Source organism: Spirosoma sordidisoli (assembly GCF_004138325.1).
In the GTDB taxonomy this organism is placed as follows: Bacteria; Bacteroidota; Bacteroidia; order Cytophagales; family Spirosomataceae; genus Spirosoma; species Spirosoma sordidisoli.
The window spans coordinates 337,328-352,060 of sequence record NZ_SBLB01000006.1; the positions used below are offsets into that span (position 1 = coordinate 337,328).

Here is a 14,733-nt window from a genome sequence, read left to right on the forward strand (position 1 = left end):
CCCGCCCACCAGCGCCTTTATGGAATAACCGTAACCGATCGGTATACCGGTGTTTCGACGGGGGTCGACACACTGATTTCGCGAATAACCACGTCGAGTCCGTTTGATAGTTTGAGGGTATAGGTTCCCGAGGCTAGTTCGCTCAGATCCAGTTGCAGGCGGGTTTTAGTTTCGGTCTGGAGCATAGTCCGGTTGAAGCAGGCATTTCCTTGCTGATCCAGCAGCTGAATCGATACCTCGCCCCCCAGTTCTTTATCGATGTTCACCACCAGTTTACCACGTATAGACACGTAGGCCCCCACCTGATAATGGGCTAGTTTGGTTGGTCGGTCGCGCCGGGGCAGCGGGGCGGCCATAGTCAGGTTGACAAGAAAGGTCAGAAGCAGTGTTGTTGCGAGTCTGTTCATAGTAGTAAGAGGTTAGTTGTTTTGTGCTTAGTCGCGAGATAAAGACACGCAGCAAACCAAACATTGCGCCTATCTGGACAAATGGCTCATTTTGTCCATAAGTGGCAGCAGCTGACCCCGGTATCCGGGCTGGTCATAAACGCCAAAACGCCCGACGGAACAGCGTCGGGCGTTTTGGCATCAGGCAGTCAGAAACCGATTACTCTTCTTTTTCTTCTGTCTTTTTCTTGGCTTTATTCGGATCACGTTTCGTCACCAGCTCGCCGTCTTTCAGCTTTTTGGATACCGCAATGAACGGACCGGAAATGATCTGCTCGCCCGGCTTCAGCCCCGATATCACTTCGATATTCTCGAAGTCGCTGATCCCGGTTTTCACCTCGCGCTGCACGGCCTTACCGCCGACGTTTACAAACACCAGCTCCTTCACCGCTTCCTTTTTCTCGACCTGACCGGCTGGCTTCTCATCGACTGTGCCGCTGGGCCGATCAGTCTGTTCCGGCGTCTCTACCTCCGCACCGCGCGTCGTTACCGCGGCAATCGGCACCGCCAGCACGCCCGATTTCCGGTCGGTAATCACCTCCACCGAAGCCGTCATACCTGGTTTGAAGGGATATCCTTTCTTGTCTTTCTGGGCCAGCAGGTCGGCATACGAACTGTTGAGAATCTTGATTTTGACTTCAAACTCCGTTACGGCATCCGACGACAGCGCTGCGGCTGTAGCCCCCGACGAACTGGTAAGCCCGTTGGCCGTATTGGCAATTTCGTAGACAACCCCTTTGAACTTACGACCCGCCGTGGTGTACGAATCCACCTCAATGTCGGCCGTATCGCCCAGGTTCACCCGAACGATGTCGTTTTCGTTAACGTTTACGCGCACTTCCATGTTCTGGAGGTTTGCGATACGCATAATTTCGGTACCGGCCATCTGGGATGTACCGACCACGCGCTCGCCCAGCTCAACGTTCAGTTTGGAAACCGTACCGTTTACGGGGGCGTAGATGGTTGTTTTACGCAGGTTCTCGGTAGCATCCCGCAGGCTCGCTTCGGCACTTTGAATGCTGAACTGAGCGGCCCGTACGTTTGCTTTTGCCGCTTCAACTTCCTGCTGGGCTACGTTGTAGTTGGCCTCGCTGGTTTCCAGATCGGCCGAAGAAATCACTTTATCCGCAAACAGTTTCCGGTTACGGTCATAATCGGCCTTGGCCCGGATCAGCCGCGCACTCGATTGCGATACCGACGCTTTCGACTGTTCCAACTGCGCCCGGCTCTGGTTCACCGTAGCCCGCGCCCGCGCCAGCAGCGACTCGTAGTTGTCGGGCCGGATACGAACCAGCAGCTGACCCGCCTTAACCGGATCACCTTCGTTTACGTACAGGCCAATAATTTCGCCTGATACGTCGGGGCTGATTTTTACCTCTACCTGGGGCTGAACCCGGCCCGACGCACTGACGCGCTCGGTAATATTGGTTCGCTTAACCGTTGCAAAGTCTACTTCGGTCATCTTGGGCTTCCCGATCATGCCAGCCTGCTTGGCGGCTACCAGACCTCCCACGAGTAGCACAACGAGTCCACCCAATATCCACCAGATGCGGTTCGATTTCTTCTTCATAGTTCATTATTGAGTGATCGAGCGATGCGTGATTCGGCGCCTTCTGAGCCGGCCGCTCCATCACAGATTCACCCAATTACCTATTAAAACGTAAGCGGTTTATTCTGATAAAAGTCTAATATCTTGGTCCGGAACACGTAATCGTACTTGGCCTGCACCAGGCTGGCGCGCGCCCGGTCGAGGTTACTCTTCGCAATGTTATAATCTACGGCATTGATGGCCCCGGCGTTGAACCGGTTTTCTGATGCCCGGAAGGCCTGCTCAAAGGCGGTTACCTGCGTCAGGGTAGCCCGGTATCGGTTGCCCGATGCCACTAAATTAGCGTAAGCGTTTTCAATATTTTGCCGCAGCGCCAGCCGGGTGTTGTCGGCCTGCAACTCGGAGTTCTGCCGGTTGATCGTAGCCAGCTGCACCCGGGTGCGGGCTTGATACCGGTTAAAGATCGGCACCTGAAGTGTAAGCCCCAGCGACCGGTTCTGGTTATTCTTGAACTGCTCGGCGAAGTTAAAATTCTCGAACGAGTAATTCGGCTGATCGATGAGAATCGTTTGTTGTATGCCGTTGATCGTGATCGTCTGCGGAATCTGCGTGACGCCATTCTCGATCCGGCGTTGGGCACCGAAGTTGGAGTACAGGGTCGTTACACCACCATTTAAGGTCAGCAGCGGCATGTAGTTACCCCGGGCTACCCGAACCCCTACCTCATCGCTCCGCACCCGCAGGTCGGCGGCCCGCACATCGGGCATGTTATTGGTCGCAATTTCGTAGACCTGCTGGGGCGACGCATCGTAATCGGCTACGTTCGGATCGGGCAGCGACACGGGCTGCACACTGATGGCCTGATTGCCAAACAGGTTCATGGCCTGAAGCAGGGCTACCTTGGCCAGATCGATGTTGTTCTGCGCGTTCACGATGGCCAGCTCGTCAGTAGCCCGCTGAGCCTGCAAATCGAACAACGCCGACTCGGCCGCAGCACCGGCGTTGACCAGTTTCTGCGTCCGCTCGTACTGCGACCGGCTCACGTCGGCCTGCCGCTGGGCAATGGCCAGCTGCTCCTGCCCCGTCAGTACGTTCAGGTAGTTCTGTACCACCAGCAGGATGACGTTGTTCTGAGTGGCCAGCAGGTTCTGTTCATTCGATTGAACCAGCAGCGCATTCTGCCGGATGGTATTTTGCAGAATGCCTCCGTTGTAGACCGTTACCGACGATGTCAGCTGAAAGTTGTTCGACAGAATGGAGCGCTCAACAAACTGGTTGGTTACGGGGTTTACGTTAAAACCCGAGCTGAAGTTCTGGGTTGCAAATCCGTTCAGGTTGGGCAGCCGGTTGAGCTTGGACTGTTGCAGCTGAACGTTGCTGTTGTTCACCTGAAGCTGGCTTTGCCGAACAGTGATGTTATTTTTCAGCGCAATTTCGATGCACTGCTGCAGGCTGAGCTGCTGCGACGGAGCGATGGCTGCGTCGCCCGTTGCGGGCGAAACGGCCGCTGGTGGATTGGTGGTCGACTGAGCCAGACTGGTCAGCGCGCTCCAGCCAAAACAACACCCCATTACTCCGATTCGTAGAAAGCGCATGCGTCTTGTATTCATTGTGTTTGATGATTCAATGTTACAAACTTACCTTCGGCGCAGCTATCGTTTTAGGATAAACGGCGCAAACCAAGCATGTTTCTGGTTTATAATTCGGATTTACTCGCTGAAGATGCCTTTCTACTGACGGCCAACGACCGGGCATTTCAATATGGTGACGGTCTTTTTGAGACCATTCGTTACGAAGCCGGGCAACTGTGGTTCTGGAATGATCACCTCAGCCGACTAACAGCAGGCATGGCTGCGCTCCACCTGTTGGCACCGGCTGCAGCCTGGTCAGAGACGCTGCAGCAGCGTGTTCTGGCCCTGCTGGCGGCCAACGGGCTGACGCAGGCCAGCGCCCGGGTCAGAATTCAGGTCTGGCGGCAGACCGGAGGCCTCTATACGCCCACGACCAACCAGCTTAACCTGCTGATAACAGCCCGGCCCGGTCAGCCATTTGCTATAACCAATCAGGCAAAAATAGGTATTTATCCAGATATACAATTAGCGTATTCTCCCATTTCAGGCTACAAAACCTCCAATGCGTTACCGTATGTACTGGCGGGGTTATTTAAGCAAGAACAAGGCTATCAGGATGCTATTCTGCTCGACCAGCAGGGTCATCTGGCGGAGTGCGTAGCGTCGAACCTGTTCTGGTTTCGGCAGGATGTGCTGCATACCCCGTCGTTACAGACCGGCTGCATCAACGGTATTGCCCGGCGCCAGCTGCTGCGGGCCTTTCCCATGGTTCGGGAGGGGCTTTTCCTACCTGCCAGCCTGGCCGAAGCAGAGTTGGTGTTTACCGCCAACGTCATGGGTATTCAGGTGTACAAAGGGCGGCTGAGCGAAACGCTTCAGGCCAGGCTCCTGACCCTGTTCAGCCCGACCTGACCACCAGCCGCTTACAGGACCGTACCAACCGCAGGCTGGCCACTCTCTTCGAGCCATCCGTCTTTCAGCCGCACGATGCGGGACCCGTATTCGGCGTTTAGCTCAGAGTGTGTCACCTGCACGATGGTAACCCCGTCTTTCTGGTTCAACTCCCGAAACAGTTCCATAATATCACGGGCCTGATCGGAATGCAGGTTGCCGGTAGGCTCGTCGGCAAAGATGACGCTCGGCTGGGCCGCCAGCGCCCGCGCAATACCGACCAGCTGCTGCTGCCCACCCGACAGTTGAGCCGGGAACAAATCTTTTTTAGCCACCATATTGAACCGGTCGAGCAGCTCAGCCACCCGACTTTTACGCTCCGAGCTGCCTACGCCTTTGTACAGTAGCGGAGTCTCGATGTTTTCGTACACCGTCAGTTCGTCAATCAGGTGGTAGGCCTGAAACACAAAGCCAATCTGCGTCCGGTGGAGTTCGGTCCGGCGTTTTTCGCTCAGTTTCTGAACGGGCTGATCGGCAAACAGATACTCTCCTTCCGACGGCTCTTCGAGCAGGCCCAGAATGTGAAGCAGGGTACTTTTACCCGATCCGCTCGGCCCCATGATTGACACAAACTCGCCCTGCGCGATGCTAAGATTGATAGTCCGTAGTACATAAACCCGACCAAATCCGGCCGGGTAGTATTTCGACACGTTGCGAAGTTGAATCATAATTGATTTATTTTGAGTTACTTCAGTGGCACTGGTATTCCGTAATTTGCGGGCCGCGGCTGCAGCCCGGCGCCCTGACACCGACACCCTGTTCAAGCGCCGTGCCAGCTTCCTTTTTGAGCTGTCTGTCAGTTAATTACCTAAAATAAAACCACTACAGCGTCCGATAGCGGACAGGAATTCCTCTGAAACCGGACACTTTTTTTTGAGGTTCATGCAACAATAAGCCATTAACTCGCATCTTGTATCAAATCATTAACTTGTTTCAGCCATGAAAATACTTACTGTGCTGCTGGTTCTCTTTACGGCGAGTCTGAACACGACCAGCCGTGACTGGAAAAAAGACCGGCCTATATCGAGCTTTACGAAACTAAGCGTTTCGAGTGGCATTGACGTTTACCTGACGCAGGGCAACAGCGAAAGGCTGACGATCGAATCCAAAGGAGTTGATGAAGAAGACGTGAAGTCGGAGGTTCGCAACGGCACCCTCCGGCTTTATATCGAGCGCAAAGGAGGAAACTGGGGGTTCAACTTCGGGCGTGACCGCTACGTCAAGGCCTACCTGACGTTCAAACAGCTGACCGATCTGCAGGCGTCGGGGGGAGCCGATGTGCTGGGCCAGGGAACGCTCTCGTTCAATGACCTGAACGTCGATGCATCGGGTGGGGCTGATATTAAGCTGACCCTGAAAGCAAACGACCTGAACGCGTCGGCCTCGGGCGGAGCTGATCTGCTGATCGAAGGGTCGGCCCGGGTACTCAACGCCAGCGGCTCGGGCGGAGCCGATCTCGACGCCCGCAAGCTGGTTGTCGAAGTTGGCAACGCGGTCTCCTCGGGCGGGTCTGACGTGTATATCAACGCCACCCGCGAGTTAAGTCTGAAAGCCTCGGGCGGCTCTGATATTTATTACTACGGTTCGGCCCGGGTTCTGGGCAAGAGCGAATCGGGCGGGTCCGATATTACAAAAAGAAACTAAACAGCCGACCAGCTGACCACGATGCGACCGGGCGTTTGTAATAAACGACCCGGTCGTATTGCGTTTGTACGATAGCCAGTGTAGTGGGCCGGCCCGCTCTGGTGTGGGTAGTGAGGTAAGTCCGGGCGTCGTCATAACTATCGAAGCCCGTCAGATGGGTACGTTTTTCGGTATGCTGACACGCGATATAGCGGGGCGCCGGCGACGTTGCCAGCAGCCCGGTAACGCAGAAATCATGGTTCAGGACGCCCATAGTGATGCTTCGCAAAGGGTACGAACTTTATCGCGCGACCGTTTCAGGCGCATTTTCACGGCACTCTCTTTCAGGTTCAGCTTTTTGGCAATCTGAAGCACATCCAGCCCTTCCTGATACTTCATCCGCAGAATCAGCGCTTCCTGCGGAGCAATAGACTCCATGGCTTTGGCCAGCTGCTGCAGGTTATTTTCAGCACTCTCACCGTCAGCCGACTGCGCTACGGCGTATTCGGTTTCCTGATCCAGACCGGTTGTGGCCAGCCGGTTCGACCGCTTGATCTGATCGATGCAGTAGTTGTAGGAGATCGAATAAAGCCAGGTTGAAAACGACGACCGCTCTTGAAAACGATCCAGGTGAGCAAACATGCGCAGGAAAATATCATGAGTATAATCCTGGGCCTGCTCCGAATTTTTTGTCATGGAATAACATCTGTTGTATACCTTGCGTACATATCGGTTATACAACAGCTCAAAACACTCGTTAGGGTTAGTATTACGGTACTGACGAATAACTTCTTCGTCATTCAATGCTGGTTTCATACGTTTGGAAGTGGTAGAAGTTTTGGGGTAGTTGACTTAAGTACTTTCTTGTTCTTTGATGACCCAAATTTGATCTTACTGTTATAGTTTGTGGCCAATTATTCGATGAACTGTACCGTTTTGCCGATTTTTGGAAAACCTAAGTCGATATTCCATTCTAATTTGTAATTATTTCATCTAATAATTTTATAATTTGTTACCCATATTGGTATATTGCTAAGGTTTTAATCTCACTGCTTGTACATGAAAGGAATTGTATTTACGGAACTTTTAGAAATGGTTGAGGACCAGTATGGTTACGCGCTGGTAGACACCATATTAGACCAAAGTAATCTTCCTTCCGGAGGCATTTATACGGCCATTGGCACGTATGATCATGGCGAGATGGTTACTTTGCTGCACAGTCTTAGCCAGCATACCACTACCCCTGTTCCAGAGCTCCTGCGCGCGTATGGCCGGTACATGTTTGGCTCCTTCACCCGCAATTATTACCAGTTTATCGAGCGATCTACCTCTGCCTTTAGTTTACTAAACTCCATTCAGCATTACATTCATGTTGAAGTGAGAAAACTATATCCGGATGCGGAGTTGCCCCACTTCGCCATGGAGCAGCCTTCAGAAAACCACCTGAAGATGTATTACCAGTCGGAGCGGAAACTATCAGATTTCGCCTATGGTCTGATCGAAGGGTGTCTGGCTCATTATGGAGAAACCGCCACCATCCGGAAAACGGAGCTGACCCCCGATGGCAGTCAGGTTTTGTTCGACATCGTGAAAGACTAAGCGTATGCCCGACAACGACATAGACCTGATCAAAAGGCGGTTGGCGCGGGAAAAAGCAGCCCGTTTGCAGGCAGAGGCCATACTTGAAAAAAAAGCGCTGGCCCTCTATAATGCCAACAACCAGCTCCAGCACCTCAACGACCACCTCGAACAGCAGGTGCGCGACAAGCTGGGCGAGCTGGAGCAGAGCGAACAACGCTATCGGCAACTGATCGAATCGGTACAGGACATCATCTATAAAATTTCGCCCAGGGGGTATTTCACATTCGTCAGCCCGGTGGTCGAGAAATCGCTCGGCTATACCGAAGCGGAATTTGTCGGTACGCATTTTACGCGCTTCGTCGATGACGACTACCGCAAACCCCTGACCGATTTTTACCTGGCCATGATGACCGAAGGCCAGGATAGTACCTACAACGAGTTTCCGATTCGGTCAAAAGACGGTCGCCACGTCTGGATTGGTCAGACCGTGCGGCCGATTACGGTCGATGGTCAGATCGTAGAACTGGTAGCCGTGGCTCGTGACGTATCGGACCGCAAACTGGCCGAACAGGAGCTGGCCAAGGCCCGTCAGGTAGCCGAAGAAGCCCAACGGGCCGAAAAACAGTTTCTGACCAACATGAGCCATGAGATCAGAACGCCCCTCAACGCCATCATCGGGATGTCGCACCTGCTGTTCGATACGCAGCCAACCCGCCAGCAACGCGAATACATCGATATCCTGAAGACGTCGGCCGACTTTCTGCACAGCCTGATTTCTGACCTGCTCGACATGACCAAAATCGAAGCAGGCCGCATTGAAGTGAGTCCGCGCCCCTTCGATCTGGCGGGGCTGCTGCGGGCTACCCAGAAGGTATTCGAGATCAAGCTGCACAACCGGCCCGTTACCATCGACGTGATGCACGACGCCCGTATTTCGGGCGATTTTATCGGCGACGATGTCATGCTGAACCAGATTCTGATGAACCTGATCGGCAACGCCGAAAAATTCACGGAAGAAGGCAGTATTCAGATCACCGCCCGGATTGTACAGGAAGACGACAACCGCTGCTGGATCGAGTTCAGCGTGACCGATACGGGCGTCGGCATCCCGGAAGACAAGCAGGGTCTGATTTTCAAGAAGTTCAGACAGGTAAATCCGCAGGGACACAAGTACAAGGGAACGGGGCTCGGCCTGGCCATCACCAAAGAACTGGTCGAGATTCAGGAAGGAACCATCAGCGTCAGAAGCCAGAACGGACAGGGAAGTACCTTTACGTTCAAATTGCCCTACGTCCGCGCCACGGCCACGACCGACAATCGGGATGCTGGCAACCCCGTTCTGAAGACGGTGGGTAAACTGCCCGTCAGCCACGTTATGGTCGTTGAAGACAACCTGATGAACCAGACCTATATCGGCAGTCTGCTCACCAAGTGGAAAATTCCGTTCACGCTGGCATCGGACGGCAAAAAAGCCGTTGAGGAAGCCAAACAGCAGCGGTTCGACATGATCCTGATGGATATTCAGATGCCGATCATGGACGGCTACGAAGCCACCGTGGCCATCCGGAGTACCCACAACCCCAACCAGCACGTACCCATCATCGCCCTGACAGCCTCCGCCATGCTCGATCACAAAAGCCTGGCGATGGAAGTAGGCATGAACGACTTCCTGACCAAGCCTTTTGAGCCGAGTCAGCTGCTGAACATACTGGAGCGATACGCCCCAACGGCCGCGTCGGAAGCCGCCCCCCGTAAATCAGACCCTTCGGTTAAGCCGAAACCCACCTTACCGGCCGATGATGTCCTGGACCGGCAGCGCTTGTTCGAACTATACGGTTCGGATAAAGAGCATGCCGCCGAAATGTTCGCCACGTTTCTGGACGATGTGGTGCCTGAATTACTCCAGTTACCTGACCTTTGTACCGACCAGAACTGGTCAATGCTGGCTTCTATGGCCCATAAGCTGAAACCAACGCTGGGTATGGTGGGCCTGTCGAGACTGGAAGATGAACTCCGTCAGATTGAACGGGGCCTGGGCCAGAACATTGATAAAGAGCCGCTGGTGCAACGTTGTCAGGCGCTGGTCGAAGAGGTTACGGACCTGTTGCCGGTCTTACGGAACGAGATAAAAACGCTTTCTCCAAAAGCTTAATCGATGAGCTTGACATGTATCATTGTAGATGACGAGCTGATGGCGCGGAACGCGTTGCAGCGCATGTGCGAACAGCACGAGGCCCTGAGCGTGGTCGGTACCTTTGCCGGCGCAGCACCAGCGCTGGATTACCTGGCCGAACACAGCGTTGACCTGATCTGGCTCGATGTTGAAATGCCGGATTTGTCAGGCTTCGGACTGCTCGAACAGCTGTCGTCTATTCCGCTGGTGGTGCTCACCACCAGCAAGACCGAGTATGCCTACGATGCGTACCAGTATCAGGTAACCGACTACCTGAAGAAGCCAATTACCCTGCCCCGGTTTAAAATTGCCGTGGAGCGGGCGCTGGAACTGGGTGTGCGTAATCGGCCAACGGTATCGCAGGATCGGCAGGAAATTTACATCAAAACCGACGGGCGCTATATCCGGCTCCCGTTCGAAACCATCGCTTATATTGAGAATATGGGCGACTACGTCAAGATCTTCACCACGACACAAACCTATATTGTGTACGCTACCATGAAGTATATCGAGGAGAAGCTGGGCCCACAGTTTCTGCGGGTTCATCGATCGTATATCGTTCACCTCGACAAGATCGTGGATATCGAAGAGAATACGCTGGTTATTCAAAACAAGGTAATTCCAATCAGTCGGGCCAACAAGTCCGAACTGATGAACCGGCTGAACCTGTTATGACTGATCAACGACGCCTGCCGACTCCATTAAACTCAATATACTTACGATGAATACTTTCTCCGTTCATGATCCGGCTCACTCCCGTGGTCCTGACCTTGCCCCGGCAACGGTCTCTGCCATTCAGGATGAGCTGGCGGCCATGCCGCTCCTGACTGCTCCCGAAAAGGTACTTGTTAAGGATGTATGGAATAAATTCCTGGCTTTTCAGGACATGCTTGTCGAGCTGTTCTTCGAACGGCTCCTGCACGAGAACCCCGACCTGGCCGATCGGCTGGGCGATTCGGTCGATCTGGTTCCGGGTTATTTTGCGCAGCTGTTCGACCAGAGCGTGCGGCAGCTGATCCCGCAAACGGAGCGTATCCTGCGCGAGAGTTACCGGGGTGTATACCCGTCTCAACCGGCTCATCATCAGCCGATCGATCAGCAGATAGCGCTCCTGACCGACCTGGGTATGCGCCCCGTTCACTGGATTTCCGCCCGCCGGGTGTGGATGTGGACCATTGCTCAGGTACCGCACCTCGAAGACTATGACCGGGATAACATAGCGCGGGGCAACGAATCGGCTTTTTACCGCTTTTTCTCGCTTCATTTACTTCCCACGGCTTTCGACGTCGATCGGGCCTATGCCAGCATGCTGACGCCAGACATGGTACAGGTCATGCGGAAAAGCTGCGAGATTATGGCGGCCAACGCACTGTCCACCGGTACGGAGTTTTACCAGGAGCTGTTTCAGACCCAGCCCGATCTGCTGCCCTATTTCGGCCGTACCGACGTAGACGGGCTGGCCGAACACCTGATGCATACGCTGGTGTTTCTGACGCGCTCGCTCGAAGCAGGCCGGGATGTAGCGACGGAGCTCCGCGACCTGGGCCGTACCCACCTGCGGGCCGGCATTCCGCCGGAGGCCTATCCTAAACTGGTGGCCCCCATGCTGGCGGTTATGAAACGGCATCTGCCCAACTTCTCTGCCGAACAGGAGCAGGCCTGGTCGATGCTCCTCATCCGGGTGAGCCATGTGCTGCAGCAGCCCATGATCAGCGTACAGCGGCTACTGGCCTCGGCCCGCGAGTTTATTGACCAGCTGGCCGCCGAGCTGGAGTGGACCCAGGCCGACCGGATTCGGCGGTGGGGCGAAGTGGAACGGGAAATCAGGGCAACGGGTACCTACACGCAGACCTACGACGAACTGTCGTACGGGGCGCAGCTGGCCTGGCGAAACGCCACCAAATGCATCGGGCGCATCTCGTGGCGGAACATGCTGGTTCGGGATATGCGGCACGTGAACGACCCCGACGCGATGTTCCGCGAGTGCGTCGAACACATGCGTCTGGCTACCAACGGCGGCATTATTCAGACCGTGATGACCGTTTTCCGCCCCAAAAAACCCGCCGAACGCTGGGGGCCGCGCATCTGGAACAGCCAGTACGTCCGGTTTGCGGCTTACGAGCAACCCGACGGCTCGATACTGGGCGACCCCGCCAACCTGAAACTCACCCAGGCCATTGTGCGGCAGGGCTGGACTCCCCCGGCCGACAAAACAGCCTTCGATTATCTGCCGCTGGTCATCGACGTACCCGGTCAGCAGCCGCGTCTGTATTCGTTTCAACCCGACGATGTGCTGCGGGTAACGCTCGAACACCCGCAGTACCCGGCGTTTGATGCCCTCAACCTGCAATGGTGTGCGGTTCCGGCCATTACCAATTTCCGGCTCGACATCGGGGGCGTACAGTACGGTTGTGTGCCGTTCAACGGCTGGTTTATGGAAACCGAAATTGCCCGCAACCTCTGGGAAGAAGGCCGCTACAACCTGGCCGAACCCATTGCCCGCAGCTTCAACCTGGACACCTCCAGCGCGCTCTGGCACGACCGCGCCTTTCTGGAGCTGAACGCAGCCGTACTGCATTCCTTCACCAAAGCCCGGGTTACGCTGGTCGATCACCAGACGGCCGCCCGCCAGTTTATGACCCACGATCAGCGCGAAAAACGAGCCGGGCGCGAGTGCCCGGCCCAGTGGTCGTGGGTGGTGCCGTCGGCCGGCGGCAGTACTACGCCCGTCTGGCACCACGAAATGCGGGATTTCTACCTGAACCCCAGCTTCCACTACGCGGCCGACCGCTGGTCGGTCATTGACGATCAGTACGTCATGGCTGATGATCACGTCATGGCCTCGACACCCGTAGCGCAGCGGCTGCTCATTCTGTACGGATCGGAAACCGGCACGTCTGAAAGCTATGCCCACCAGACCGCCCGCCGGCTGAGTCGATACCATCCGCGGGTTATGGCGCTCGACGAATACGATCTGACTCAACTCCCTCAGGAACAGTGGCTGCTGATTATTTCATCCACGTTCCGAAAAGGAGAGCTACCGGCCAACGCCCAGCGCTTTTATACCCAGATCAGACAGTTGCCCGATGGAGCCCTCAGCAAGCTTCATTTTGCGGTACTGGCTCTGGGCAATACCGTTTATCCGCACTTCTGCGCTGCCGGCATCATGCTGGACCAGCAGCTGGCCCGGCTGGGTGCTAACCGGGCAGCCGCCCTGCACAAAGCCGATGAAATCAACGGCCAGGCCGCTACTTTCCGGCAATGGCTGGGTCTGGTAGCCCGCTTGCTGGGCGAAGATCCGAGCCGATCGACCGAGGAGCAGACTAGCCGGGCCGACTGGAAACTTCAGGTGTCGTTCGTTGACGCGGAGCATGTCGATAGCGCCGAGACGGATAAGCGGCTCCATCGCCACCCCGGCGTCGACGTGCCCGTCATCACCAACCGCGAACTGCTTAAGGAGGTGATTGTAGGCAGCCGGTCTACCCGTTTCATTGCCTTCGATATTTCAGAGACCGGCCTTACCTACGAAACCGGCGACCACGTTGTCATTTACCCGCACAACCCACCCGAACTGGTGGAGCGGATTTGCCGCCAGATCAACGTAGACGCCGACGCCTATTTTTACACCTCCCTGACAACCCCGGAAGGAGCCGACGTCCTGGGCGATCATACGTACCCGGCTCCGGTGCGGGTAGGCGACGTGCTGATCAAAGACCTCGATCTGTCACTCCGCGAACCGTACGACGAGCTTGTCGATGCCTTGCTGGCGGCCGCCCAGAACCCGGCCGAACGCGCCATGCTGGCGAGCTGGAGTGAACTGCTGAACCGCGACGAGTATGACGCCGATGGGCAGGCCCTCAAAAAACACATGGCAGACGCGTTTATGAGCGTCTGCGATTTGCTGGATGCGTTTCCGTCGGCACCGCTCACGTTTGGTCAGCTCATTGAGCTGCTACCCCGCCAGCGCCCCCGCCTGTACTCGATTTCGTCCTGCTCACTGGTGTACCCGACCGAGATCCACGTTACGGTTGGGGTTGTGCAGATCACCACCGACGAAGGTTATACCCGACCAGGTTTGTGTTCCAACTACCTGGCCCGGCTAACCACGGGTGATCATGTCAGACTATCGGTACGCACCTCCAACTTCCGCCCCCCGCGCGATCCGCAGGCGCCGATGCTCATGGTCGGACCTGGTACGGGCCTGTCGCCCCTGGTTGGTTTTCTGCAGCACCGCGAAGTACAGCTCCGCATGCTCCGGCAGGCGCAGCAGTCGGCCAGCGGTCATACCCTGTCCGATGCGCCGTCGGCTACGCTCAAATACCCCGGCAGCCCGCTGCTGAAAGCCCGGAACGGTCGGCCTAAAACCGGCTGGAGCTCGGCCCGGCCGGGCGAAACCCGCCTGTTTTTCGGCTGCCGCAACCTGAACGACTACCTCTACCAGCAGGAACTGGAAACCTGGCACGAAGAAGGCATCCTGACCCACCTCGACGTTGCCTTTTCCCGACTGGGCGAAGACCGCATCTACGTACAGGATTTGATGGGACGGCAGGGAGCCGCTATATGGGAGGTGCTATCGCAGCCCGATTGCCACTACTATGTCTGCGGAGACGCCAAGATGGCCGATGATGTATTTGCCGTTCTGCTGAATGTGGCCCGCACGTATGGCGGCCTGTCGGCTACCGAAGCGGTCGAGTTTTTCAGGACCATGCAGCACGAAAACCGCTTCTTCATGGACGTCTGGGGGGTATTGCTCAACTTCAAACAGTCGATGGCCGAAGTGCAGGCCGCCAAGTATACGCAGGGAGAACGCTGGTTAATGGATCGAATCGGGTAATTTTG

12 protein-coding genes are annotated in these 14,733 nt (G+C 55.6%); 6 read left to right on the forward strand and 6 right to left on the reverse strand.

The window, feature by feature from the left end; genetic code table 11:
- Positions 1 to 17 precede the first annotated feature (17 nt).
- From EQG79_RS21675 to EQG79_RS21685, 3 genes are all read right to left on the reverse strand, one after another.
- Positions 18 to 407, reverse strand: a complete 390-nt coding sequence (locus EQG79_RS21675; protein WP_077921346.1) for a T9SS type A sorting domain-containing protein — start codon at positions 405 to 407, stop codon at positions 18 to 20.
- Positions 408 to 606: 199 nt separating this feature from the next.
- Complete coding sequence (locus EQG79_RS21680; protein ID WP_077921347.1) at positions 607 to 2,016, reverse strand: efflux RND transporter periplasmic adaptor subunit; 1,410 nt, start codon at positions 2,014 to 2,016, stop codon at positions 607 to 609.
- 83 nt (positions 2,017 to 2,099) lie between these two features.
- Complete coding sequence (locus EQG79_RS21685) at positions 2,100 to 3,605, reverse strand: TolC family protein (protein WP_129603956.1); 1,506 nt, start codon at positions 3,603 to 3,605, stop codon at positions 2,100 to 2,102.
- 75 nt (positions 3,606 to 3,680) lie between these two features.
- Here EQG79_RS21685 and EQG79_RS21690 point away from each other — a divergent pair, with 75 nt between their 5' ends.
- Positions 3,681 to 4,478: an aminotransferase class IV gene (locus tag EQG79_RS21690; RefSeq protein WP_129603959.1), complete on the forward strand. Its 798-nt coding sequence runs from the start codon at positions 3,681 to 3,683 to the stop codon at positions 4,476 to 4,478.
- 11 nt (positions 4,479 to 4,489) lie between these two features.
- On the opposite strand, the gene EQG79_RS21695 is transcribed toward EQG79_RS21690, so the two are convergent.
- Entirely contained in the window at positions 4,490 to 5,185 is a 696-nt protein-coding gene (locus tag EQG79_RS21695) for an ABC transporter ATP-binding protein (RefSeq protein ID WP_077921350.1), read from the reverse strand.
- A gap of 271 nt (positions 5,186 to 5,456) precedes the next feature.
- Here EQG79_RS21695 and EQG79_RS21700 point away from each other — a divergent pair, with 271 nt between their 5' ends.
- Positions 5,457 to 6,161, forward strand: coding sequence for a head GIN domain-containing protein (locus EQG79_RS21700; RefSeq protein WP_077921351.1), 705 nt, complete (start codon positions 5,457 to 5,459; stop codon positions 6,159 to 6,161).
- Here EQG79_RS21700 and EQG79_RS21705 read toward each other — a convergent pair.
- Both EQG79_RS21705 and EQG79_RS21710 read right to left on the reverse strand, forming a co-directional pair.
- The gene (locus EQG79_RS21705; RefSeq protein WP_129603962.1) at positions 6,145 to 6,429 is read right to left on the reverse strand and encodes a hypothetical protein; all 285 of its coding nucleotides are present in this window, start codon (positions 6,427 to 6,429) and stop codon (positions 6,145 to 6,147) included. The two genes, EQG79_RS21700 and EQG79_RS21705, sit on opposite strands and share 17 nt — an antisense overlap.
- Positions 6,402 to 6,956, reverse strand: a complete 555-nt coding sequence (locus EQG79_RS21710) for an RNA polymerase sigma factor (protein ID WP_077921353.1) — start codon at positions 6,954 to 6,956, stop codon at positions 6,402 to 6,404. Before EQG79_RS21710 ends, EQG79_RS21705 begins: the two co-directional genes overlap by 28 nt.
- Positions 6,957 to 7,199: 243 nt before the next feature.
- Between EQG79_RS21710 and EQG79_RS21715 the strand changes: the two genes are divergently transcribed.
- From EQG79_RS21715 to EQG79_RS21730, 4 genes are read left to right on the forward strand one after another with little or no spacing between them, the layout of a single operon-like run.
- A complete protein-coding gene (locus EQG79_RS21715; RefSeq protein WP_077921354.1) occupies positions 7,200 to 7,739 on the forward strand; it encodes a heme NO-binding domain-containing protein in 540 nt (179 codons plus the stop codon).
- 4 nt (positions 7,740 to 7,743) lie between these two features.
- Positions 7,744 to 9,873 carry a PAS domain-containing hybrid sensor histidine kinase/response regulator gene (locus EQG79_RS21720; protein WP_077921355.1) on the forward strand — a complete coding sequence of 710 codons (2,130 nt, stop codon included), beginning with the start codon at positions 7,744 to 7,746 and terminating at the stop codon, positions 9,871 to 9,873.
- Between the two features lie 3 nt (positions 9,874 to 9,876).
- Positions 9,877 to 10,569, forward strand: a complete 693-nt coding sequence (locus tag EQG79_RS21725; protein WP_077921356.1) for a LytR/AlgR family response regulator transcription factor — start codon at positions 9,877 to 9,879, stop codon at positions 10,567 to 10,569.
- 46 nt (positions 10,570 to 10,615) lie between these two features.
- The gene (locus EQG79_RS21730) at positions 10,616 to 14,728 is read left to right on the forward strand and encodes a nitric oxide synthase oxygenase (protein ID WP_129603966.1); all 4,113 of its coding nucleotides are present in this window, start codon (positions 10,616 to 10,618) and stop codon (positions 14,726 to 14,728) included.
- The last annotated feature ends 5 nt before the right edge of the window (positions 14,729 to 14,733 follow it).

Excerpts from the sequence above, each read along its gene's own strand:
- EQG79_RS21685 (WP_129603956.1), bottom strand. The coding sequence starts at position 3,605 with ATGAATACAAGACGCATGCGCTTTCTACGAATCGGAGTAATGGGGTGT.
- EQG79_RS21720 (WP_077921355.1), top strand. The coding sequence starts at position 7,744 with ATGCCCGACAACGACATAGACCTGATCAAAAGGCGGTTGGCGCGGGAA.
- EQG79_RS21710 (WP_077921353.1), bottom strand. The coding sequence starts at position 6,956 with ATGAAACCAGCATTGAATGACGAAGAAGTTATTCGTCAGTACCGTAAT.
- EQG79_RS21695 (WP_077921350.1), bottom strand. The coding sequence starts at position 5,185 with ATGATTCAACTTCGCAACGTGTCGAAATACTACCCGGCCGGATTTGGT.
- EQG79_RS21690 (WP_129603959.1), top strand. The coding sequence starts at position 3,681 with ATGTTTCTGGTTTATAATTCGGATTTACTCGCTGAAGATGCCTTTCTA.
- EQG79_RS21675 (WP_077921346.1), bottom strand. The coding sequence starts at position 407 with ATGAACAGACTCGCAACAACACTGCTTCTGACCTTTCTTGTCAACCTG.
- EQG79_RS21700 (WP_077921351.1), top strand. The coding sequence starts at position 5,457 with ATGAAAATACTTACTGTGCTGCTGGTTCTCTTTACGGCGAGTCTGAAC.
- EQG79_RS21730 (WP_129603966.1), top strand. The coding sequence starts at position 10,616 with ATGAATACTTTCTCCGTTCATGATCCGGCTCACTCCCGTGGTCCTGAC.
- EQG79_RS21725 (WP_077921356.1), top strand. The coding sequence starts at position 9,877 with ATGAGCTTGACATGTATCATTGTAGATGACGAGCTGATGGCGCGGAAC.
- EQG79_RS21680 (WP_077921347.1), bottom strand. The coding sequence starts at position 2,016 with ATGAAGAAGAAATCGAACCGCATCTGGTGGATATTGGGTGGACTCGTT.
- EQG79_RS21715 (WP_077921354.1), top strand. The coding sequence starts at position 7,200 with ATGAAAGGAATTGTATTTACGGAACTTTTAGAAATGGTTGAGGACCAG.